The organism is Streptomyces sp. CRN 30, assembly GCF_034105845.1.
In genome coordinates this window covers 1-21071 of the sequence record NZ_JAVRHI010000334.1, presented here as the reverse complement: position 1 = coordinate 21071, position 21071 = coordinate 1, and the positions used below count along the sequence as shown (strand labels likewise).

Annotated in this window: 25 protein-coding genes; 19 read left to right on the top strand and 6 right to left on the bottom strand. The window is 73.4% G+C overall.

Annotated features, from left to right (window positions below; all coding sequences use genetic code 11):
* Window positions 1-14: 14 nt before the first annotated feature.
* On the bottom strand, window positions 15-194 hold the full coding sequence (locus tag UW392_RS35840) for a hypothetical protein (RefSeq protein WP_320779384.1): 180 nt from the start codon (window positions 192-194) through the stop codon (window positions 15-17).
* A gap of 225 nt (window positions 195-419) precedes the next feature.
* On the opposite strand from UW392_RS35840, the gene UW392_RS35835 reads away from it, so the two are divergent.
* From UW392_RS35835 to UW392_RS35820, 4 genes are all read left to right on the top strand, one after another.
* A complete protein-coding gene (locus UW392_RS35835; RefSeq protein ID WP_320779383.1) occupies window positions 420-1637 on the top strand; it encodes an NYN domain-containing protein in 1218 nt (405 codons plus the stop codon).
* 184 nt (window positions 1638-1821) lie between these two features.
* Complete coding sequence (locus UW392_RS35830) at window positions 1822-2796, top strand: ABC transporter ATP-binding protein (RefSeq protein ID WP_320779399.1); 975 nt, start codon at window positions 1822-1824, stop codon at window positions 2794-2796.
* 76 nt (window positions 2797-2872) lie between these two features.
* Entirely contained in the window at window positions 2873-3697 is an 825-nt protein-coding gene (locus UW392_RS35825) for an ABC transporter permease (RefSeq protein WP_320779382.1), read from the top strand.
* Between the two features lie 34 nt (window positions 3698-3731).
* On the top strand, window positions 3732-4394 hold the full coding sequence (locus tag UW392_RS35820) for an AAA family ATPase (protein ID WP_320779381.1): 663 nt from the start codon (window positions 3732-3734) through the stop codon (window positions 4392-4394).
* Between the two features lie 175 nt (window positions 4395-4569).
* Here UW392_RS35820 and ybaK read toward each other — a convergent pair whose 3' ends face one another.
* The 4 genes from ybaK to UW392_RS35800 form a co-directional block, all read right to left on the bottom strand.
* The gene (gene ybaK, locus UW392_RS35815) at window positions 4570-5121 is read right to left on the bottom strand and encodes a Cys-tRNA(Pro) deacylase (RefSeq protein ID WP_320779380.1); all 552 of its coding nucleotides are present in this window, start codon (window positions 5119-5121) and stop codon (window positions 4570-4572) included.
* 82 nt (window positions 5122-5203) lie between these two features.
* The gene (locus UW392_RS35810; protein ID WP_320779379.1) at window positions 5204-5602 is read right to left on the bottom strand and encodes a hypothetical protein; all 399 of its coding nucleotides are present in this window, start codon (window positions 5600-5602) and stop codon (window positions 5204-5206) included.
* Between the two features lie 153 nt (window positions 5603-5755).
* Window positions 5756-6496 carry an LON peptidase substrate-binding domain-containing protein gene (locus UW392_RS35805; protein ID WP_320779378.1) on the bottom strand — a complete coding sequence of 247 codons (741 nt, stop codon included), beginning with the start codon at window positions 6494-6496 and terminating at the stop codon, window positions 5756-5758.
* Window positions 6497-6632: 136 nt separating this feature from the next.
* Window positions 6633-8213 (bottom strand): oxidoreductase, encoded by a 1581-nt coding sequence (locus UW392_RS35800; protein ID WP_320779377.1) that lies wholly within the window; start codon window positions 8211-8213, stop codon window positions 6633-6635.
* 233 nt (window positions 8214-8446) lie between these two features.
* On the opposite strand from UW392_RS35800, the gene hisD reads away from it, so the two are divergent.
* The 9 genes from hisD (at window position 8447) to UW392_RS35755 (ending at window position 15593) form a co-directional block, all read left to right on the top strand.
* Window positions 8447-9781 (top strand): histidinol dehydrogenase, encoded by a 1335-nt coding sequence (gene hisD / locus UW392_RS35795; RefSeq protein WP_320779376.1) that lies wholly within the window; start codon window positions 8447-8449, stop codon window positions 9779-9781.
* Window positions 9782-9804: 23 nt separating this feature from the next.
* The gene (locus UW392_RS35790; RefSeq protein ID WP_320779398.1) at window positions 9805-10926 is read left to right on the top strand and encodes a histidinol-phosphate transaminase; all 1122 of its coding nucleotides are present in this window, start codon (window positions 9805-9807) and stop codon (window positions 10924-10926) included.
* Window positions 10923-11516: an imidazoleglycerol-phosphate dehydratase HisB gene (gene hisB / locus UW392_RS35785; RefSeq protein WP_320779375.1), complete on the top strand. Its 594-nt coding sequence runs from the start codon at window positions 10923-10925 to the stop codon at window positions 11514-11516. The genes UW392_RS35790 and hisB overlap by 4 nt, the downstream gene beginning before the upstream one ends.
* Window positions 11513-11677: a hypothetical protein gene (locus tag UW392_RS35780; RefSeq protein WP_320779374.1), complete on the top strand. Its 165-nt coding sequence runs from the start codon at window positions 11513-11515 to the stop codon at window positions 11675-11677. Before hisB ends, UW392_RS35780 begins: the two co-directional genes overlap by 4 nt.
* Before the next feature lie 5 nt (window positions 11678-11682).
* Window positions 11683-12327 carry an imidazole glycerol phosphate synthase subunit HisH gene (gene hisH / locus UW392_RS35775; RefSeq protein WP_414496795.1) on the top strand — a complete coding sequence of 215 codons (645 nt, stop codon included), beginning with the start codon at window positions 11683-11685 and terminating at the stop codon, window positions 12325-12327.
* Window positions 12328-12330: 3 nt separating this feature from the next.
* Entirely contained in the window at window positions 12331-13053 is a 723-nt protein-coding gene (priA, locus tag UW392_RS35770) for a bifunctional 1-(5-phosphoribosyl)-5-((5-phosphoribosylamino)methylideneamino)imidazole-4-carboxamide isomerase/phosphoribosylanthranilate isomerase PriA (RefSeq protein WP_320779372.1), read from the top strand.
* Window positions 13050-13457, top strand: a complete 408-nt coding sequence (locus UW392_RS35765; RefSeq protein ID WP_320779371.1) for a RidA family protein — start codon at window positions 13050-13052, stop codon at window positions 13455-13457. The genes priA and UW392_RS35765 overlap by 4 nt, the downstream gene beginning before the upstream one ends.
* On the top strand, window positions 13454-14209 hold the full coding sequence (gene hisF / locus UW392_RS35760) for an imidazole glycerol phosphate synthase subunit HisF (protein WP_320779370.1): 756 nt from the start codon (window positions 13454-13456) through the stop codon (window positions 14207-14209). The genes UW392_RS35765 and hisF overlap by 4 nt, the downstream gene beginning before the upstream one ends.
* 106 nt (window positions 14210-14315) lie before the next feature.
* Complete coding sequence (locus UW392_RS35755) at window positions 14316-15593, top strand: MFS transporter (RefSeq protein ID WP_414496783.1); 1278 nt, start codon at window positions 14316-14318, stop codon at window positions 15591-15593.
* 67 nt (window positions 15594-15660) lie between these two features.
* Here the strand turns inward: UW392_RS35755 and UW392_RS35750 are convergent, their stop codons facing one another.
* Window positions 15661-16296, bottom strand: a complete 636-nt coding sequence (locus UW392_RS35750; RefSeq protein ID WP_320779369.1) for a TIGR03085 family metal-binding protein — start codon at window positions 16294-16296, stop codon at window positions 15661-15663.
* 131 nt (window positions 16297-16427) lie between these two features.
* On the opposite strand from UW392_RS35750, the gene hisI reads away from it, so the two are divergent.
* From hisI to trpC, 6 genes are all read left to right on the top strand, one after another.
* Window positions 16428-16817: a phosphoribosyl-AMP cyclohydrolase gene (gene hisI, locus UW392_RS35745; RefSeq protein WP_414496782.1), complete on the top strand. Its 390-nt coding sequence runs from the start codon at window positions 16428-16430 to the stop codon at window positions 16815-16817.
* Between the two features lie 11 nt (window positions 16818-16828).
* Complete coding sequence (locus UW392_RS35740) at window positions 16829-18349, top strand: anthranilate synthase component I (RefSeq protein WP_320779367.1); 1521 nt, start codon at window positions 16829-16831, stop codon at window positions 18347-18349.
* A 71-nt stretch (window positions 18350-18420) separates the two neighbouring features.
* Complete coding sequence (locus UW392_RS35735) at window positions 18421-19059, top strand: TIGR02234 family membrane protein (protein WP_320779366.1); 639 nt, start codon at window positions 18421-18423, stop codon at window positions 19057-19059.
* A gap of 153 nt (window positions 19060-19212) precedes the next feature.
* A complete protein-coding gene (locus UW392_RS35730) occupies window positions 19213-19476 on the top strand; it encodes an HGxxPAAW family protein (protein ID WP_320779365.1) in 264 nt (87 codons plus the stop codon).
* A 123-nt stretch (window positions 19477-19599) separates the two neighbouring features.
* On the top strand, window positions 19600-20040 hold the full coding sequence (locus tag UW392_RS35725) for a DUF2752 domain-containing protein (protein WP_320779364.1): 441 nt from the start codon (window positions 19600-19602) through the stop codon (window positions 20038-20040).
* 126 nt (window positions 20041-20166) lie between these two features.
* Complete coding sequence (trpC, locus tag UW392_RS35720) at window positions 20167-20976, top strand: indole-3-glycerol phosphate synthase TrpC (protein WP_320779363.1); 810 nt, start codon at window positions 20167-20169, stop codon at window positions 20974-20976.
* Window positions 20977-21071 lie beyond the last annotated feature (95 nt).

Sequence of the window (21071 nt, the reverse complement as noted above, 5' to 3'; positions counted from 1 at the left end):
GCGCTCGGCGGCCGTCAGTTGTGGCCGAAGCGCCTCTGCTGTTTACGGGCGACTTCCGAAGGGCTGCCCTGGGGCTGCGACAGTGGCGACTGCGCCACCTCTCCCGGGATCCGCTCCGCCTGCTCCTGGGCCGCCTCGGCCCGGGGGACGCGGCTCTGCGGGCCGCCCTGCTTCCGGTTCTTGTTCTTGGCCATGGTGATCTGCCTCCTGGGGGTGGTCCGGTAGCCAGGACCGCGACCAGATTCACATAGCAGGACACGCCGCGCATGTCGGGCAAATACGCTGCGTCACCCGGCGTGAGGGGAGTGGACTGCTCCGGATGCGCCACGCCGATGATCCAGTTCCGGCCGTTAACCTCCGCGAGGTCGGGCAGACTCGAAGGAAGCCCGAAGCAAACCTCCCGGAAAGAGGGTGGACGCGTGGACCGCTGCATCGTCCTGGTGGACGCCGGATACCTGCTCGGGGCCGCCGCCAGTCTCCTCGCCGGGGAACCCTCGCGCTCCCGCATCACCGTGGACCACTCCGCGCTCATCCAGGGACTCCGCGAGCGCGCCGAGTCCGACACGCAGCAGCCGCTGCTGCGCATCTACTGGTTCGACGGCGCCCCCGACCGCGTGCCCCAGCCCGAGCACCGCAGGCTGCGGGTGATGCCCCGGGTCACGGTGCGCCTCGGCGCCCTGACCCGCAGCGACGGGCGGTGGGCGCAGAAGGGCGTGGACGCCGCCATGCACGCCGAACTCACCGAACTGGCCCGCAACGGCGCCTGCTCGGACGTGGTGCTCGTGACCGGGGACGGGGACCTGCTGCCGGGCATGATGGCCGCCAAGGAGCACGGGGTGGCCGTGCACCTGTGGGCCGTACAGGCCGCGGACGGCGACTACAACCAGTCCGAGGACCTCGTCGCCGAGGCCGACGAGCGGCGTGTGCTGGACCGGGCCTGGATCACCAAGGCCGTCCGGGCCAAGGAGGTCGGCGGGGTGTGCGCGCCGCCGCCCGTGCCCCGCCCGGAGATCGCCGCCATCCTGTCCGCGCCGCTGCCGGAGTCGGCGCTCGCCGCGAGGGAGCGGACCGCCGAGCCGGCGGACCACGCGGCGACGGCGCCCTCGCGCAACGGCAGCGAGGAACGCGTCCCCACCGCCAAGGGCGTCCCCACCCCGAAGGACCTGGCGGCGATGCGGGCCCCCGCCGCGCCGGCCGCCGCGCAGCACCCGGCCAGTGCCACCCTGCGGTGGTCCTCCGACAAGGGCTGGGTGGACCGGCCCGGCGTCGTCGGCGAGGCACCGGACGCCACGGCCATGCCGACGCTCGCGCAGCTCACCACGGCCGAACAGCGGTGGGCCGACCGCGAGGAGGACATCACCACGGTCGGCGGCGATCCGTACGAGGTCGGGCAGGTGTTCGCGCGGCGGTGGGTGGAGCGCCTCGCGGACCGGCCGCAGCTGCAGAAGCTCTCCGGTATGTACCCGCGCATCCCGCACCGGGTGGACGGGGAACTGCTGCGGTACGCGGCCCGGTTCGGGCTGCTGGCCCACAAGGACGACCAGATCGACGAGCACGACCGCTACGCCATCCGGGCCGGCTTCTGGCGCGAGATCGACGTACGGACGGCGACGGAGAACGCCTCCGCGGGGGAGTGAGCGCACGGCCGCCGGCCGTCGGCCACGAGCCCGTCGACCGCCGCCCCGGGCTCGCCCCCGCGCCGCCCGCCCGTGACCCGTTCGGCCCCCGGCGGCGACCCGGGCGCGAGGCGGAGCCCGGCACCCCGTAGTCTCGTGCCTCGTGAGTACGCGCGCGGGACAGGGAAGTCGGCACGGCGATGTCGTGTGCGCGGTGCGGCACCTGACCAAGACCTACCCCGCCGTACGGGGACGGCGCGGGGCCCCGGGCACGGCCGAGGTCCGGGCCAACGACGCGGTCGAACTGGAGGTCCGCCGCGGGGAGATCTTCGGGCTGCTCGGCCCCAACGGCGCCGGGAAGTCCACGCTCGTACGCCAGCTCACCGGGCTGATGCGCCCGGACTCGGGCAGCGTCGACATCCTCGGCCACGACATCGTGCGCCACCCCGAGCGGGCCGCGCGGATCCTCGCCTACCTGGGCCAGGAGTCCACCGCGCTGGACGACCTCACCGTCTCGCTCGCCGCGGAGACCACCGGACGGCTGCGCGGCCTGGACGTGACGCGGGCGCGCGCGGAGCGGGACGCCGTGCTGGAGGAGCTGGGGCTGACCCCGCTCGCCGGGCGGCCGATCAGGAAGCTGTCCGGCGGGCAGCGGCGGCTGGCCTGTTTCGCCGCCGCCCTGGTGGGCGAGCGGCCGCTGATGGTGCTGGACGAGCCGACCACCGGCATGGATCCCGTCGCCCGGCGGGCCGTGTGGGCCGCCGTCGACCGGCGCCGGGCCGAGCGCGGCACGACCGTCCTGCTCGTCACCCACAACGTGATCGAGGCGGAGACCGTGCTCGACCGCGTCGCCGTGCTCGACAAGGGCCGGGTCATCGCCTGTGACACCCCGGCCGGACTCAAGGAGAAGGTGGCGGGCGAGGTCCGCGTCGACCTGGTGTGGCGCGAGCGGGCACCCCTGGAGGTGCCCGAGGTCGCCGCGCTGCGCTCCCGGGCCGAGGAGTCCGGGCGCCGGTGGACGCTGCGGCTCGCCCCCGAGGAGGCCCGCGCCGTGGTCGCCACCGTCACCGGGGGCGCCGCGTTCGTGGCCCTCGACGACTTCACGCTCGCCACGCCGAGCCTGGAGGACGTGTACCTGGCGCTGGGCGGCGACACACAGCAGGGACTGGTGAAGGCCTGATGGGCGTGAACGTGACGACGACCGCAGCCGTACGGGAGGGCACGACAGCCTCAGCAGCGAGAAGGAGCAGCTCGACGTGAGTGTCGTACCCGCGGAGTTCGTGTCGGGCGAGACCCTGACCGTGTCGGAGCGCGACCCGGCGGCCCCGGCCGCGCTCGCACCGCGGGCGCGGCTGTGGCCGTCGCTCGCGGCCGTGTACCGCGCCCAGCTCTCCCGCGCGCGGGTCGCGCGGATCCCACTGCTGTTCGTGGCCACGTTCCAGTCGGTCGGCATCATGATCCTGATGCGGGGCGTCGTGGACGGCGGCAGCGAGGCACAGGCGGTCGTCGCCGGCTCGTCCGTGCTCGTGGTGGCCTTCGTCGCGCTCAACCTGCTCGCCCAGTACTTCGGGCAGCTGCGGTCGAGCGGCGGACTGGACCACTACGCGACGCTGCCGGTGCCGCCGGCGGCCGTGGTGCTGGGCGCGGCGGGCGCGTACGCCTCCTTCACGGTGCCCGGGACGATCGTCACCGCCGTCTTCGGGTGCGTCCTGTTCGGGCTGCCGCTCACCCACCTGTGGGTGCTCGTCGCGGTGATCCCGCTCGCCGGGGCCGCGCTCGCCGGGCTCGGCGCCGCCCTCGGACTGCTCGCGCCCCGGCCGGAACTGGCCACGCTGCTCGGGCAGCTGGGCATGTCGGCGGCGCTGCTCCTCGGGGTGCTGCCCGCCGAGCGGATGCCGGCCGTGGTGCAGCTCGCCCGCGACCTGCTGCCCTCGACGTACGGGGTCGAGGCCTTCGCCCGCACCTTCGGGCCCGACCCCGACTGGGCGCTCGTCCTCGGTGACCTGGCCGTGTGCGCGGGCGTCGGGGGCATCTCGCTGGCGGTCGCCACCTGGGCCTACCGCCGGGCCGCCGTCCGATGACGCGCCGCACAGCCGGGCCTGGCACGATGTCAGGGTGACCGCACCGCTGACTCCGCCTCCGCACGATCCGTCCTCCCACCACGCCTGGCACACCGCGCCCGGCCCCGGAGTCGCGGCCGCGGCCGCCCATGACGCCGTGCACGAGAAGGACGGTCCCGGGATGAAGACCGAGGTGCGGGAAGCCGCGTTGATCACGGTCGGGGTGGCGCTCGGCGGGCTGCTGCTCGGGGTGCTGTGGTGGTGGCTGGCGCCGAGCGTCCCGCTGGTCTCGGACGGCACGGCGGTCTACCTCCAGGACTCCGAGGGCGAGCAGGCGATCGGGGTCGACGGGACGTTCACCCTGCTCGCGCTGGGCCTCGGCGCCTTGAGCGGGCTGGTGGTGTTCCTGCTGCGCAGGCGCGGGGGCGTGCCCCTGGTGCTGGCACTCACCGCCGGCGGGCTGCTCGGCTCGGTGCTCGCCTGGCGGCTCGGGGTCTGGCTCGGGCCCACGCAGAACGTCGTCGCCCACGCCAAGCAGGTGGGCGAGGGCGTGACCTTCCCGGCGCCCGTCGAGCTGAACGCGAAGGGCGCGCTGCTCTCCTGGTCCGTCGCGGCGCTGGTGGTCCACCTCGGGCTGACGTCGCTGTTCGCCCCCCGGGACCCCGACCCGTACGAGCCGTACCGGGGGCAGGACCCCTTCGGGGCGCCCCCGGCGTAGGCGTGCGGAGGTGCGGGTCTCAGGCGGGCCGTCGGCCGTGGTTCGACCGGTTCTTCCTGACGCGCCACTTGCGCTTGCGTGTCCTCTTCGACATGCCTTGTGTACTTAACCGAGGACCGGGGAGCCGTCGAGGGGTCGCGCACGTCCACGCGTGGTCGGATGCGTTCCCGCAGGTTCAGGCCCGGGCGATCGGCGCCGACCGGGCGTCCGCGACCTTCAGCAGGTCCTCGGGGGACAGCTCCACCTCCAGGCCGCGGCGGCCGGCCGAGACGTGGATCGTCGGGTGCCCGGCGGCCGAGGCGTCCAGCACCGTGGGCAGCTTCCTGCGCTGCCCCAGCGGGGAGATGCCGCCGACGACGTAGCCCGTCGTGCGCTCCGCGAGCGCCGGGTCCGCCATCGTGGCGCGCTTGCGGCCCAGCGCCGACGCCAGGGCCTTGAGGTCGAGGGAGCACGTGACCGGGACCACGGCCACCGTCAGCGCGCCGTCCACGTCCGCCACGAGGGTCTTGAACACCCGCTCCGGCGCCACCCCGAGCGCCTCGGCCGCCTCCTCCCCGTACGAGGGGTGGGAGGGGTCGTGGTCGTAGGCGTGCACCCGGTAGGTCACGCCCGCCGCGGTGAGGGCCACCGTCGCGGGGGTGCCGCCCGCCCGTCGCCCGCCGCCACCCTTCTTCGGGAGCGCTTCGCGCGCCCCTTCCTCTCGCTGCTTCTTCGACTTCTTCGCCATGAACGCGCATCCTCGCAGACGGCCGACGACCGCCGCCCCCGGCCGGACCGGGTCCGAGCGGGGGCGGCGGGGGCGCGGTGTGTCAGCAGGTCGCCCACGGGGTCTCGAAGGTGCCCTGGCCGGTGACCGAGATGACGCCCTTCCAGTCGATGTCGCAGCGGTAACTCATGTTCCAGGTGGAGTTGGCCCGCTCGTTGAGGCTGATGGTCTTGGTGGGTCCGTAGGTGGTGCCACTGCCGCTGGTGGTGCGGTACCCGAGGCGGGCGGTGATCGTCGATCCTCCGGTCTTGGTGTAGAAGACCTCGACGCGGCTCGGGCTCGTGTTCAGGGAGATACAGAGCTGACCGTTGCTCAGCTTCGTGCACTCGACTCTGGCCTGAATGCCCACGTCCGCGGTCCCGGACGCGTGGGCGGGCGCCACCATGAGCGCGGAGCCGACCGCGACACCGGCGGCGACGGCAAGGATCTTGTAGCGACTCATCTTGTTGTTCCCCCAACAATTCGCTGTTCGCTGGTCATGTCCATGATCTAGCTGGACGGCCGAATGATCATACGAACGGTGATCGCGGGTTCACCATCGGTATCCGGTCAATCGATTCCGGCCACGAGAGCGGAGTGAGTCGGCCGACCGTCCTCAGTTCAGGCTCGTCGGCCCGCGGGTCAGCTCCGCCGCCGGGAGGGACGGCAGGTTGCGGATGATGGCCGTCTCCGTGCGCAGCAGTCTCAGCTCGTCGCGCAGCCGTGAGGCCGTGTCCGGGGACTGGAGGAGCCGCTGCCGGGTCGGGACGTCGAGCATCATCGCGGCCGCGACCAGGTACGACACCACGGACGGCTCGTCCGGCAGCTCGGCTCCCGTGGACAGGGACCGCTCCCGGGCGCCCGCCAGCCGCTTCTGGTACTGGCGGAAGGCGCGCAGCACCCCCTCGGCCAGCGGCCCGGCCTCGTCGCCCGGCTGCTCCGCGAGCTCCTCCAGCTCGGCCGTGAGGAACGGGCCGGAGGCGTCCACCGACTTGAGGCGCACCCGGGTGGTGCCGGTCGCCAGCACCTCGAACGTGCCGTTGTCACGCTCCCGGACGGTCGCCGCGTCCGCGATGCAGCCCACTCCGTGGAAGGCCTTCATGGGGTCGTCGCCGAAGCCCGCCGCCGGGCCGCGTTCGGGCTGCGCCGTCGGGTCCGGCATGCCGGGCGCGCTCGGTGCGACCTCGTGGCCGTCGCGGATCGCGACGGCGGCGAACCGGCGTGGTGCGGACTCGGGGGTCTTGAGCAGCTCGCGCATCATGGCGCGATAACGCTCCTCGAAGATGTTCAGCGGGAGGACGAGTCCCGGGAACAGCACCGAGTTCAGGGGGAAGAGCGGGAGCCGGACGGTGGTCACGACGCAAGAGCCTAATGGCCGTCGGGGTGCGCATGTCCGTCCTGCCCACTCCGTGGGCGCGAGGGACGGGTGGGACACCCGCGGAAAACCGTGCGAAATGCCCGGATCGTCCGACGGGGACGCCCTGGTCGGTCGGTCAGTTGCGGGTCAGCAGTCTGGTCGCCCCCGCCGCCACCGTCGTCGCCAGGATCCAGCCCACCAGGATCACCGCGGCGGCCAGCCACTGCCAGACCCCGTTCAGCTGCCAGTAGCCGACCTGCCCGAGGTCGATGACCGGCAGCAGCAGGTCCAGCGCGAACAGCGACGCGTTCCACGGGGGATGCTCGCCGTTCTTGATCGGCGGGTGCTCGGCCTGTGCGAAGGCGATCGAGGTCGCCGCCCACAGCACTGCCATCCACACGGCGGCCCGTCCCGGCCGGTACCCGTAGGCGACCGTCCAGTCCTGCGCGTACCCCCACAGCTTGGCCGCGAACGGCAGGTTCTCGCGGCGGTGGCGCTGCTTGGCGAGCAGCACCTCGCGCGCGTCCTCGTCCTCACCGCCCGCACGCAGCACGGCGGCCAGCCGCTCGTACGGCTCCGGGTTGTACTCGGCGGTCGCCGCGGCCACCCAGTGGAGCCGTCTGGCGAGCGGGAACGGGCCGCGCGGCACCAGGTTCTCGTACTGGAAGCCGCCCATCTGCAGGTTGCCCGGGCTCGGCCAGCTGTCGGCCCGGTCCATCAGGTTGACGATCCGCGCGCCCGACAGCACCACCTTGCCGCGCTCCGGCCGCTCGCAGAGGAAGCGCAGCTCGGGCACCTGCACCCGGCGCAGCGACAGCTCCTGGTCGTCGGCGAGGGCGAACCGGGCGTGCTCCAGGTCGACCGCGTCGCCGAACCGCCCGTCGTCGAGCCGGACCCCGCCCTGGCAGCTGAACCGCTGGACACGTGTCCCGCGCGCGGGGGTGATGCCGCTGCTGTAGTACGGGGTGGACAGGCCCGCCGGGGTCAGATAGAGGGTGCGCTCCACGGTCAGCTGCGGCGCGTTGAGCGCCAGGCGTCCGTACTGGTTGGCCAGCCGGGCGCCCCGCAGGCTGAGCGACACGCCGATCGTGGCCCCGCGCAGGCTGATCTCGCCGTGCGACTCCAGCAGCTCGCCCTGGAGGTCCTGCCCGACCGTCAGACCGTCGCCGTTGATCGAACGGCCGCGCCGGTCGCGGTAGACCACGGCCTGGTTGAGCAGCAGGTCCGTGCCTATGTGCGCGTCGGTGAGCCGTATCCCGCCGTGCACCCGGCAGCGCGCGAGGTGCAGGTCGCCCTCGGTGTGCGCCCGCGCCGCCTCCAGCCGGGGCAGCGAGCAGTCGAGCAGCCGCAGGGTGGTGAGCCGGGCCTCCGGCAGCCGCACCTCCTGCTCGAACCGGCAGCCCTTCAGCTCCACGTACGGCACGACCGTGCCGCCCGCCAGGTCGAAGGCGTCCACGATCTGCACGCCCACCAGCTTCAGCGCCGACACGCGCCCCGCGAGGGCGGGCGGCCCGTCCAGCAGCAGCCAGCACACGATGCGCGCCCGCACGGTCCGCTCCGGGCCCCAGAAGTGGCCGGAGTGCGGATCGTCCACCGCGGTGTCCCCGCTGCGCAGGTCGTACGTGCTGCCGTTGCGGAAGGCCTGCCACATCCCGATCTCGGCGGCGGTCAGATCGTCCGGCGGATCCCCCGGCCGGACGCCGGCACCTTCGGTCACGGCTCGCCGTCCCTTCTGCCCCGTTCCCCGTCTCTCCCGCCCGGAGCCGAGCAGGACCCTCGCGAATGCCCGGCCGCCCCATCCGCCCGCGGGTCCGTACACCCGTCCCATGCCCGCTGGGTGACGACTTGAACACTAACCGTAAAGACGATCTTCGCGAGTGCCCGCCGAACGTGTATCAGCCACTGATACGGGCGCACGGTCCGCCGTGCGGGTCTGAGAGAATTGGCCCTGTGATCTCCCGAATCGATCTGCGCGGCGACGCCCTCACGGAGTTTCCGTCGGGGTCCGCCCTGCGCGACCTGCTGCCCCGAGCCGACTTCGACGTCGCGGCCGCCCTGGACAAGGTGCGCCCGATCTGCGAGGCCGTGCATCATCGGGGCGACGCGGCGCTGATCGAGTTCGCCGAGCGGTTCGACGGCGTCCGCCTGGAGTCGGTACGGGTCCCGGCCGAGGCGCTCACCGAGGCGCTGGAGCAGCTCGACCCGGCCGTCCGTGCGGCCCTTACGGAGTCGATCCGCCGCGCCCGCACCGTCCACCGCGAGCAGCGCCGCTCCACCCACACCACCCAGGTCGTCCCCGGCGGCACGGTCACCGAGAAGTGGGTGCCGGTCGAGCGCGTCGGGCTGTACGCGCCCGGCGGCCGGTCGGTCTACCCGTCCTCCGTGATCATGAACGTGGTGCCCGCGCAGGAGGCCGGCGTCCCGTCCATCGCCCTCGCCTCCCCGGCCCAGGCCGACTTCGGCGGCCTCCCGCACCCGACGATCCTCGCCGCCTGCGCCCTGCTCGGCGTCGACGAGGTGTACGCGGCCGGCGGCGCCACCGCGGTCGCGATGTTCGCGTACGGCACCGAGTCCTGCCCGCCCGCCAACATGGTCACCGGCCCCGGCAACATCTGGGTGGCCGCCGCCAAGCGCTACTTCACCGGTGTCATCGGCATCGACGCCGAGGCCGGCCCCACCGAGATCGCGGTCCTCGCGGACGACACCGCCGACCCGGTGCACGTCGCCTCCGACCTGATCAGCCAGGCCGAGCACGACCCGCTGGCCGCCGCCGTCCTCGTCACCGACTCGGTGACGCTGGCCGACGCGGTCGCCAAGGAGCTGGAGCCGCAGGTCGCGGCCACCAAGCACATCGAGGACCGGATCCGCCCGGCCCTCGCCGGCCGGCAGTCCGCCATCGTGCTCGTCGACGGCGTCGAGGAGGGCCTGAAGGTCGTCAACGCCTACGGCGCCGAGCACCTGGAGATCCAGACGGCCGACGCGGCGGCGCTCGCCGAGCGCGTCGTCAACGCGGGCGCCGTCTTCATCGGCCCCTGGGCCCCCGTCTCGCTCGGCGACTACGCGGCGGGCTCCAACCACGTCCTGCCCACCGGCGGCTGCGCCTGCCACTCCTCGGGCCTGTCCGTGCAGTCCTTCCTGCGCGGCATCCACATCGTCGACTACACGAAGGACGCGCTGGCCGAGGTCGCGCACCACGTGGTGACGCTGGCGGAGGCGGAGGACCTGCCCGCGCACGGCGCGGCGGTCAAGGCGAGGTTCGGGTGGAAGGTGCCGGAGAGCAAGTGACGGACGTGACCGATGTGACCCACCTGACCGATGTGAAGATCGATGATCTGCCCGTGCGGGACGAGCTGCGCGGCAAGTCCCCCTATGGCGCGCCCCAGCTGGACGTCCCCGTCCGGCTGAACACCAACGAGAACCCCTACCCGCTGCCCGAACCGCTCGTCGAACGGATCGCCGAGCGGGTGCGCGAGGCGGCCCGCGACCTCAACCGCTACCCCGACCGGGACGCGGTCGAGCTGCGCACGAAGCTGGCCGAGTACCTGACGAGGACGGCCGGCCACCCGGTCACCACCGAGAACGTCTGGGCGGCCAACGGCTCCAACGAGGTCATCCAGCAGCTGCTGCAGACCTTCGGCGGACCCGGCCGCACCGCGATCGGCTTCGAGCCCTCGTACTCGATGCACGGGCTCATCGCGCGCGGCACGGGCACCGGCTGGATCAGCGGCCCCCGCAACGACGACTTCACCATCGACCTCGCGGCGGCCGAGCGCGCCATCGCCGAGCACCGCCCCGACGTCGTCTTCATCACCACCCCCAACAACCCCACCGGCAACGCCGTCCCCCGGGAGACCGTCCTCGCCCTGTACGAGGCCGCGCAGGCCGCCAAGCCGTCGATGGTCGTGATCGACGAGGCGTACGTCGAGTTCAGCCACGGCGACTCGCTGCTGTCGCTGCTGCCGGGCCGCCCGCACCTGGTGGTCTCCCGGACCATGTCGAAGGCGTTCGGGGCCGCCGGACTGCGCCTCGGCTACCTCGCCGCGCACCCTGCCGTGGTGGACGCCGTCCAGCTCGTCCGGCTGCCGTACCACCTCTCCGCCGTCACCCAGGCGACCGCGCTGGCCGCCCTGGAACACACCGACACGCTGCTCGGCTACGTCGAGCAGCTGAAGGCGGAACGCGACCGGCTCGTCGCGGAGCTGCGCGGACTCGGCTACGAGGTCACCGCGTCGGACGCGAACTTCGTGCAGTTCGGGCGGTTCGACGGCGCGGACGGCGCCCACCGGGCGTGGCGCGCGATCCTCGACCGGGGCGTCCTGGTCCGGGACAACGGCGTGCCGGGGTGGCTGCGGGTGACGGCAGGAACCCCCGCCGAGAACGACGCGTTCCTCGACGCGGTACGTGAACTCAAGAAGGAGCGACAGGCATGAGCCGCGTAGGGCGCGTGGAGCGCACCACCAAGGAGACCTCCGTCCTCGTCGAGATCGACCTCGACGGCACCGGGAAGACCGATATCAAGACCGGCGTCGGCTTCTACGACCACATGCTCGACCAGCTCGGCCGCCACGGCCTCTTCGACCTCACCGTCAAGACCGAGGGCGATCTGCACATCGACTCGCACCACACCATCGAGGACACCGCCCTCGCCCTCGGCGCCGCCTTCAAGCAGGCCCTCGGCGACAAGGTCGGCATCTACCGCTTCGGCAACTGCACCGTCCCACTGGACGAGTCCCTCGCCCAGGTCACCGTCGACCTCTCCGGCCGCCCCTACCTCGTGCACACCGAGCCCGAGAACATGGCACCGATGATCGGCGAGTACGACGTGACGATGACCCGGCACATCCTGGAGTCCTTCGTCGCCCAGGCCCAGGTCGCGCTGCACGTCCACGTGCCGTACGGGCGCAACGCCCACCACATCGTGGAGTGCCAGTTCAAGGCGCTGGCCCGCGCCCTCAGGTACGCCAGCGAGCGCGACCCGCGCGCGGCGGGCATCCTCCCGTCCACGAAGGGCGCACTGTGAACGGGCTGTCCACCGTCCTGATCGTCGTCGGCCTCTTCCTCGTCGGCGGCATCATCTCGTTCGCCAAGCAGGGCATGCCCAAGAGCCTGATCACGCTGCTGTCGATCGGCGCGGCGATGTGTCTCGTCGCGGGCATCCTGAGGCTGGAGGTGTGGAATTGAGCACCCTGAACGGCAACCGCAAGAAGGTCGTCGTCTTCGACTACGGCTTCGGCAACGTCCGGTCGGCCGAGCGTGCCCTCGCGCGCACGGGCGCCGACGTCGAGATCACCCGTGACTACGACAAGGCCATGAACGCCGACGGGCTGCTGGTGCCCGGCGTCGGCGCCTTCGCCGCCTGCATGCGCGGCCTGAAGGAGGCGCGCGGAGACTGGGTCGTCGGCCGCCGGCTGGCCGGCGGGCGCCCCGTGATGGGCATCTGCGTCGGCATGCAGATCCTCTTCGCGCGCGGCATCGAGCACGGCGAGGAGGCCGAGGGCCTCGACGAGTGGCCCGGCACGGTCGGCCCGCTCCAGGCCGACGTCGTCCCCCACATGGGCTGGAACACGGTGGACGCCCCGGCCGGTTCGGAGCTGTTCGCGGGCCTCGACGACGACGCGCGCTTCTACTTCGTGCACTCCTACGCCGTCCACGACTGGTCCCTTCAGACCACGAACCCGGCGCTGCGGGCCCCCCTGGTGACCTGGTCGACGCACGGGAAGCCGTTCGTCGCGGCCGTCGAGAACGGCGCCCTGTGGGCCACCCAGTTCCACCCCGAGAAGTCCGGCGACGCCGGAGCGCAGCTGCTCACCAACTGGATCGGAACCCTGTAGACCATGGCCAAGCTCGAACTCCTCCCCGCCGTCGACGTCCGTGACGGCCAGGCGGTCCGCCTCGTGCACGGCGAGTCCGGCACGGAGACCTCCTACGGCTCCCCGCTGGAGGCCGCCCTCGCCTGGCAGCGGTCGGGCGCCGAGTGGCTGCACCTGGTCGACCTGGACGCCGCGTTCGGTACGGGCGACAACCGGGCGCTGATCCGCGAGGTCACCGAGGCCATGGACATCAAGGTGGAGCTGTCCGGCGGCATCCGCGACGACGACACCCTCGCCGCCGCCCTCGCCACCGGCTGCACCCGCGTCAACCTGGGCACGGCCGCGCTGGAGACCCCCGAGTGGGTCGCCAAGGTCATCGCCGAGCACGGCGACAGGATCGCCGTCGGTCTCGACGTACGGGGCACCACGCTCCGCGGCCGCGGCTGGACCCGCGACGGCGGCGACCTCTACGAGACGCTGGAGCGCCTCAACAAGGAGGGCTGCGCCCGCTACGTCGTCACCGACATCGCCAAGGACGGCACCCTCCAGGGCCCCAACCTGGAGCTCCTGAAGAACGTCTGCGCGGCGACGGACCGCCCGGTCGTGGCCTCCGGCGGCGTGTCCTCGCTGGACGACCTGCGCGCCATCGCCGAGCTGGTCCCGCTCGGCGTCGAGGGCTCCATCGTCGGCAAGGCGCTGTACGCGAAGGCGTTCACGCTGGAGGAAGCACTGGAGGCCGTGGCATGACCGACGCCGTACGCCGGGTGGCCTCGGGCGGCCCGTGGGAGGACGCCCTCGGCTACTCCCGCGCCGTCCAGCTGCCGAACGGCCTCGTCCTCGTCTCGGGCTGCACGTCCGTGGTGGACGGCGTCATCGATGCCGGCACCCCCTACGAGCAGACGGTCAACGCCTTCCAGGCCGCGTTCGACGCCCTGAAGAAGCTCGGCCTCGGCCGGGAACACGTCGTCCGCACCCGTATGTACGTCACGCACGCCCGCGACGTGGAAGAGGTGGGCCGCGCCCACAAGGAGCTCTTCGACGACGTACGGCCCGCGGCGTCGATGCTGATCGTCTCCGGCTTCATCGACCCCAGCCTCGTCGTCGAGGTCGAGGTGGAGGCGTACGCCGCCCCGGCGGGAGGTGCCGCATGAGCCTCGCGGTCCGAGTCATCCCCTGCCTGGACGTGGACAACGGCCGGGTCGTCAAGGGCGTCAACTTCCAGAACCTGCGCGACGCGGGCGACCCCGTCGAGATGGCCAAGGTGTACGACGCCGAGGGCGCCGACGAGCTGACGTTCCTGGACATCACCGCGTCCTCCGGCAACCGGGGGACCACGTACGACGTGGTGCGCCGCACCGCCGAGCAGGTCTTCATCCCGCTGACCGTCGGCGGTGGCGTCCGCACCGGCGAGGACGTGGACAAGCTGCTGCGGGCGGGCGCGGACAAGGTCGGCGTGAACACCGCCGCCATCACCCGCCCCGACCTGATCCGCGAGATCGCCGAGCGCTTCGGACGGCAGGTACTGGTGCTCTCCGTCGACGCCCGCCGCACGGAGACCGGCTCCTTCGAGGTCACCACCCACGGCGGCCGCAAGGGCACCGGCATCGACGCGGTCGAGTGGGCCCACCGGGCCGCCGAGCTCGGCGCGGGCGAGATCCTCCTCAACTCGATGGACGCCGACGGCACCAAGGACGGCTACGACATCGAGATGATCGAAGCGGTCCGCAAACACGTCACCGTTCCGGTCATCGCATCCGGCGGTGCGGGCGGGCTGGAGGACTTCCCACCGGCCGTCGCCGCGGGCGCTGACGCGGTGCTGGCCGCGTCGGTCTTCCACTTCGGCGACCTGCGGATCGGCCAGGTGAAGCAGACACTGCGGAAGGCGGGGCACCCCGTGCGGTGACTTTCCGTCTGGCATGTGTCACCGGCTGTTTCGGTGCGGCTGGGGCTTTTCGGTGCCGATGTCGCCGGTTGGGAGGGTCCGGCCGCGGACTCGTAACGTAAGCCCGGTGACCGATCATGAGGCGACAACCGCCACGACGGAGCGTCCCGTTCTCACCGGGTTCCCCGTCCTTCCCGAGCGCCCCGCCCACCGTGACCGCAACGTCCTGCGCTGGCTGGGCGCATACACCGCGTCCATGCTCGGGGACAACATCTACTACCTCGCACTGTCCTGGGCCGCCGTCCAGGCCGGTACGCCCGCGCAGGCGGGGCTCGTCACGGCGCTGAGCGCCCTGCCGCGCGCCCTGCTCATGCTGGGCGGGGGCGTGCTGGCCGACCGGTTCGGCCCCCGGAAGGTCGTCATCAGCAGCGACGCCGTGCGCTGCGTGACCGTCCTCGCGGTGGCCGTCCTGCTCCTCACGGCGAGCCCCGGACTGTGGCCGCTGGTGCTGCTCTCCCTCGTCTTCGGCACGGTCGACGCCGTCTTCATGCCGGCCGTGGGCGCCCTCCCCGCCCGCATCACCGGCCCGGGCCAGCTCACGCGGGTGCAGGGCCTGCGCGGCCTCGCCATCCGCTTCGCCGGCGTGGTGGGCGCGCCGCTGGGCGGCCTCGGCGTGGCACTGGGCGGCCCGGCCACCGCGTTCGGGCTGGCCGGGCTGCTGATAGCGGTGTCGGTGCCGCTGCTGGTGCGAGTACGGATCGCCGACCTGCCCGGGGACGGACGGACCGCCGGACGCACCCCCTGGCGCGACCTGAAGGACGGCCTCAGCTACATCCGCAACCACCGGGTCCTCGCCCCGCTGGTGATCGCCCTCGCCCTCGGCGACCTCGGCTTCGTCGGCCCGCTGAACATCGGACTGACCCTGCTCGCCGAGGAACGCGGCTGGGGCGCGTCCGGCATGGGCTGGGTGCTCGCGGGGGTCGGCGCCGGCGCGGGCATGGCGGCCCTGCTGCTGGCCGTGCGCGGGCGCCTGCCGCACGCCGGGATAGTGATGCCGGTGAGCATCCTGACGGGCTCGGCCGCCATCGCGGCGCTTCCGCACGCACCGGACGTGGTGGCCGCGGCGGGTGTGGCCGTGCTGCTCGGCCTGCTCACCGGGCTCAGCGGCGCCCTGTGCGGCGCGCTGCTGCAGACCCAGTCCGACCCCGCCTACCTCGGCCGGGTCAGCTCCGTCGCCGGCATCGTCAGCCTCGGTCTCGCCCCGCTGGGCATGCCCCTGTCCGCGGCCGCGATCGGCGTCTGGGGCACGGGCCCGGTGTTCGCCGTCAGCGCCGCGGTGTGCGGCCTCGGCGGGGTCCTCGCCCTGTGCGTCCGCGACCTGCGCCAGGTCCAGCTGCCGCACTGAGCGGCCGGGCGCCCGTCCGGGGCCCGACCGCTTCCCCCGGCGCCCCGGTGGAGTCCGGGGCCGCCGGTCAGAGGCCCAGCTGCTTGCTCTCGTGCAGGGTCGCGATCGCGTCCTTGTCGCCGTCCAGCTCCACGTCGGCGGCCTGCTGGCGGCCGTACAGGAACAGCAGCAGCTCCGAGGGCTCGCCGGTCACCGTGACCACCGGGGCGCCCTTGTGGGCGACCACCGTCTGGCCGTCGGGGCGGCGCAGCACCAGGCCCGTCGGAGCCTTGCGGCCCGACAGCCTGGCGGTGCGCTCCAGACGGGACCACAGGGTGTTCTGGAAGACGGCGTCCAGCTCCCGCCGTGTCCAGTCGGGCTGGGCACGGCGCACGTCCTCGGTGTGGACGTAGAACTCGACGACGTTCGCGGCCTCGTCGATCTGCTTCAGGGAGAACGGCGAGAAGCGCGGCGGGCCGGTACGGACGAGCTGCACCAGCTCCTCGTACGGTTTCGCGGCGAACTCCGTCATCGCCTTGTCCAGGCGCGAGGCGAGCGGCTTGAGGAGGAGGCCCGCGGCGGCGTCCGGGCGGTGCTCGCGGACCACCAGGTGCGCGGCGAGGTCACGGGCGTGCCAGCCGTCGCACAGGGTCGGCGCGTCCGGGCCCACGGCCTCCAACAGGTCGGCGAGGAGAAGTCGTTCACGCTTGGCATGGGTCGACATGACAGCCAGCCTACGGCCGGGCGGCAGGTGCGCCCAGCACAGTCCGTGCGACGGCGCGAAAGTGCCCACGCCGGGGGCCGCGCGGTCCGGCCCGTGGACCGCGGCCGGAGCGGCGCGCACGGCGCGGCACAATGGCACCCATGACCAGCGCGCCCCCGCCCCGCACGCCCAGCGGCCTGGACCCCGAGATCGCCGCCCGCCTCAAGCGCAGCGCCGACGGACTCCTGCCCGCCATCGCCCAGCAGTACGACACCGGTGAGGTGCTCATGCTCGGCTGGATGGACGACGAGGCACTGCACCGCACGCTCACCACCGGCCGCTGCACGTACTGGTCGCGCAGCCGCCGGGAGTACTGGGTGAAGGGCGACACCTCCGGTCACTTCCAGTGGGTGAAGTCCGTCGCCCTGGACTGCGACGCCGACACCGTGCTGGTCAAGGTCGACCAGGTGGGCGCCGCCTGCCACACCGGCGCCCGCAACTGCTTCGACGCGGACGTGCTGTGCACGGCGGACGATCAGTAGGGTCGACCGCCATGGACCTCGAGACGTTCCGCAAACTGGCCGGTGACCGCCGCGTCATCCCGGTCGGCCGCAAGCTGCTCGCCGACGGCGACACGCCGGTCGGGCTGTACCGCAAACTCGCCGCCGACCGCCCCGGCACCTTCCTGCTGGAGTCCGCGGATGGGGGTACCGCCCACGCGTCCAGCGGTGGGGGAGGCCGCACGTGGTCCCGCTACTCCTTCGTCGGCGTCCACAGCCACGCCACCCTCACCGAGCGCGACGGGCAGGCGCACTGGCTGGGCACCCCGCCCGTCGGCGTCCCCACGGACGGCGACCCGCTCGCCGCGCTGCGCGCCACCGTCGAGGCCCTGCACACCCCCCGCGACCTCGCCCCCGACCTGCCGCCCTTCACCGGCGGCATGGTCGGCTACCTCGGCTACGACATCGTGCGCCGCCTGGAGAAGATCGGCCCCGGCGACCGCGACGACCTGCGGCTCCCCGAGCTGACCATGCTGCTCACCAGCGACCTCGCCGTCCTGGACCACCGGGACGGCACGGTCCTGCTCATCGCCAACGCCATCAACCACAACGACCTCGACACCGGCGTCGACGAGGCGTACGCGGACGCGATCGCCCGTCTCGACGCCATGGAGGCCGACCTCTCCCGCCCCGTCGCGCAGCCCCCGGCCGTGCTCCCGCCCTCCGAGCTGCCCGAGTACACCGCCCTGTGGGGCGGTCCCGACTTCCAGGCCGCCGTCGAGGACGTCAAGGAGCGCATCCGCGCGGGCGAGGCCTTCCAGGTCGTGCCCTCCCAGCGCTTCGAGACGCCGTGCACCGCGAGCGCGCTGGACGTCTACCGGGTGCTGCGGGCCACCAACCCGTCCCCGTACATGTACCTCTTCCGCTTCGACGACTTCGACGTCGTCGGCTCGTCCCCCGAGGCGCTCGTCAAGGTCGAGGACGGGCAGGCGATGGTCCATCCCATCGCGGGGACCCGGCCCCGCGGCGCCGGCCCGCAGGAGGACCAGGCCCTCGCCGACGAACTGCTCGCCGACCCCAAGGAGCGCGCCGAGCACCTCATGCTCGTCGACCTCGGGCGCAACGACCTCGGACGGGTCTGCGCGCCCGGCTCCGTCGAGGTCGTCGACTTCATGTCCATCGAGCGGTACTCCCACGTGATGCACATCGTGTCCACCGTCACCGGCCGGGTCGCCGAGGGCCGGACCGCCTTCGACGTGCTCACCGCCTGCTTCCCCGCGGGCACGCTCTCCGGCGCGCCGAAGCCCCGCGCGATGCAGATCATCGACGAGCTGGAGCCCTCCCGCCGCGGCCTGTACGGCGGCTGCGTCGGCTATCTGGACTTCGCGGGCGACTCCGACACCGCCATCGCCATCCGTACCGCCCTGCTGCGCGACGGCACGGCGTACGTCCAGGCGGGCGCGGGCGTCGTGGCCGACTCCGACCCGGCCGCCGAGGACGCCGAGTGCCGCAACAAGGCGGCGGCGGTGCTCCGCGCGGTCCACACCGCGAACCGGCTCACGCGGGACCGCTGAGAGCCGGTGGACGGACTCCGGACGGCCGCCGGTGAACCCCGGGTGACCAAACACCCGGGGTCCGAGCGATAGTGGAGTACGTGACCGCAGTACCTCACCCCCGTTCCCAGGCCGCCTCCGTCCGGTCCGGCCGCCGCAGCCTCGCCGTGGCGCTGCTGGCCGGCGCGCTCGGCGCCGCCGTGGCGCTGCTCTCCTCCCGGCAGCGCTGGTCGGCGGCGACCGCGACGGTCGCGGGCGGCGACTTCCCGCTGACCGCGCAGGGCAGCGACGTGACCGGCGTGCCCGCGTCCCTCGCCGTGGTCGGCCTCGCCGCCCTCGTCGCCGTCTTCGCCGTCCGCCGGGCCGGACGCGTCCTCGTGGCGGCGCTGCTCGCGCTCTCCGGCGCCGGCACGATCGTCGCCGCGCTGCTCGGCGCCTCCGACCGGACCGCGCTCGACGAGAAGGCCGCCGAGGCCTCCGGCGACGCCTCCGCCACCGTCGAATCGCTCAGCCACACCGCCTGGCCGTACGTGGCGGCCGCGGGCGGCGCCCTGCTCCTGCTCGCCGGGCTGCTCGCGCTGTGGTACGGCAGGCGGTGGCCCGCGATGTCCGGCCGCTACGAGCGCGACGGGACACCCCGGCCGCGCCGGGCGGCCAGGCCCGTGGACCCGGACCGGCCCGAGGACCTGTGGAAGGCGCTGGACCGCGGCGAGGACCCGACGGGCTCGTAGCCACCCCGCGGCGTACCGCGAGGGTTCCGTGCGGACCCCGCCCGTCGCGGGGGACCGACCCCGACCGAGCCGCACGCGCGCGCGTACGCGACAATGGAGAGCGAGCGTCCGACGCACCCACGCATCGCACCACACACCCACGAGGAGCAAGTCATGGCGGGCAGCAGCCACGGCAGCAGCCACGGTCACACCCCGGCCGCCTGGACCGGTGTCATCATCGCCTTCATCGGTTTCTGCGCTGCCGGCGCCTTCATGGTGGCGGCCCACCCGGTGGGCTTCTGGGTCAGCATGGTCGTCGTCCTCCTGGGCGCCGTCGTCGGCGGCATCATGCGCGCGATGGGCCTCGGCCAGTCGAAGGACATGCACCCGGTGCACCAGGTCGCGGGCAAGGGCGAGCCGGCGGGCGCCAAGGGCTGACGCCGGTCGGGACGGCCCCGCACGGGGCTCCGTCACGACTTCGCGCGCGAGGGGCGGGCCCCGGCAGCGGTGCCGGGCCGCCCCTCGCGCGCGCGTGCGGTGCGCGCCGGGCACAATGCGGGTGTGAACGACGACAGCCGCGGGGCCACGCCACCGGGCGGTGCCGCGGCGCTGCCGGGACGGCTGGCCGTGCCCGCGGGCGTGCTCGCGGCCGTGACCGGGGCCTTCGCGTACGTCGCGGCCGTGGACCCGAACGAACCCGGCCATTACCCGGTCTGCCCGCTGCTGGGCCTCACCGGCCTGTACTGCCCGGGCTGCGGCGGACTCCGCGCCGCCCACGCCTTCGCGCACGGGGACCTCACCGGCGCCCTCACGGCCAACGCGGCGGCCGTCCTCGGCTTCCTGGCCTTCGCCGCGGTGTGGACCGTATGGGTGGCGCACCGGGCCCGCGGCCGCCCGCTGCGCATCGAGCTCGCCCCCGTGGCGCTGTGGTCGCTGGGCGCGCTGGGCCTGCTCTTCACCGTGGTCCGGAACCTGCCGTTCGGCGGCTGGCTCCGTCCCTGACCGGACGGCGCACGTCCGGCCGGCGGGAGTGGCGTCAACCGGATGTGAGGCCTACGCCCTGCTCCGGATACCATCGCAGTAAACCCGCACCACAACGTCCACACCGTCAGGAAGGGGGCCGCTCGCGTGAGTGTGCTCGACGAGATCATCGACGGAGTCCGTGCCGACCTCGCGGAGCGGCAGGCGCGCGTCAGCCTCGACGAGCTCAAGGAGCGCGCGGCGCAGGCTCGGGCGGCCAAGGACGGGGTGGCCGCGCTCCGCGGTGAGGGTGTCAAGGTGATCTGCGAGGTCAAGCGCTCCAGCCCGTCCAAGGGCGCGCTGGCCGCGATCGCCGATCCGGCGGGACTGGCGGCGGACTACGAGGCGGGCGGCGCCGCCGTGATCTCCGTCCTCACCGAGCAGCGCCGCTTCGGCGGCTCCCTCGCCGACCTGGAGGCCGTCCGCGCCCGGGTCGACATCCCCGTCCTGCGCAAGGACTTCATCGTCACCTCCTACCAGCTGTGGGAGGCCCGGGCGTACGGCGCCGACCTCGCCCTGCTGATCGTCGCGGCCCTGGAGCAGCCGGCCCTGGAGTCGCTGATCGAGCGGGCCCACTCCATCGGGCTCACCCCGCTGGTCGAGGTGCACGACGAGGACGAGGTCGAGCGGGCGGTGGACGCGGGCGCCAAGGTCATCGGCGTCAACGCGCGCAACCTGAAGACCCTGGAGGTCGACCGCTCCACGTTCGAGCGGGTCGCCCCCGAGATCCCCGCGCACATCGTCAAGGTCGCCGAGTCCGGCGTCCGCGGCCCGCACGACCTGATCGCGTACGCCCACGACGGCGCCGACGCGGTGCTCGTCGGCGAGTCCCTGGTGACCGGCCGCGACCCGCGGACGGCCGTCTCGGACCTGGTCGCGGCGGGGGAGCACCCCGCGCTGCGGCAGGGCAGGGGCTGACCCCGGGCATGACGACGGACCGCGGCGTGTCGCTCCGGCGCCGGGTGGGCTCCCGCCCCGCCGGCGCCGTCGAGGGGGCGTCCGGCGTCCGCGGC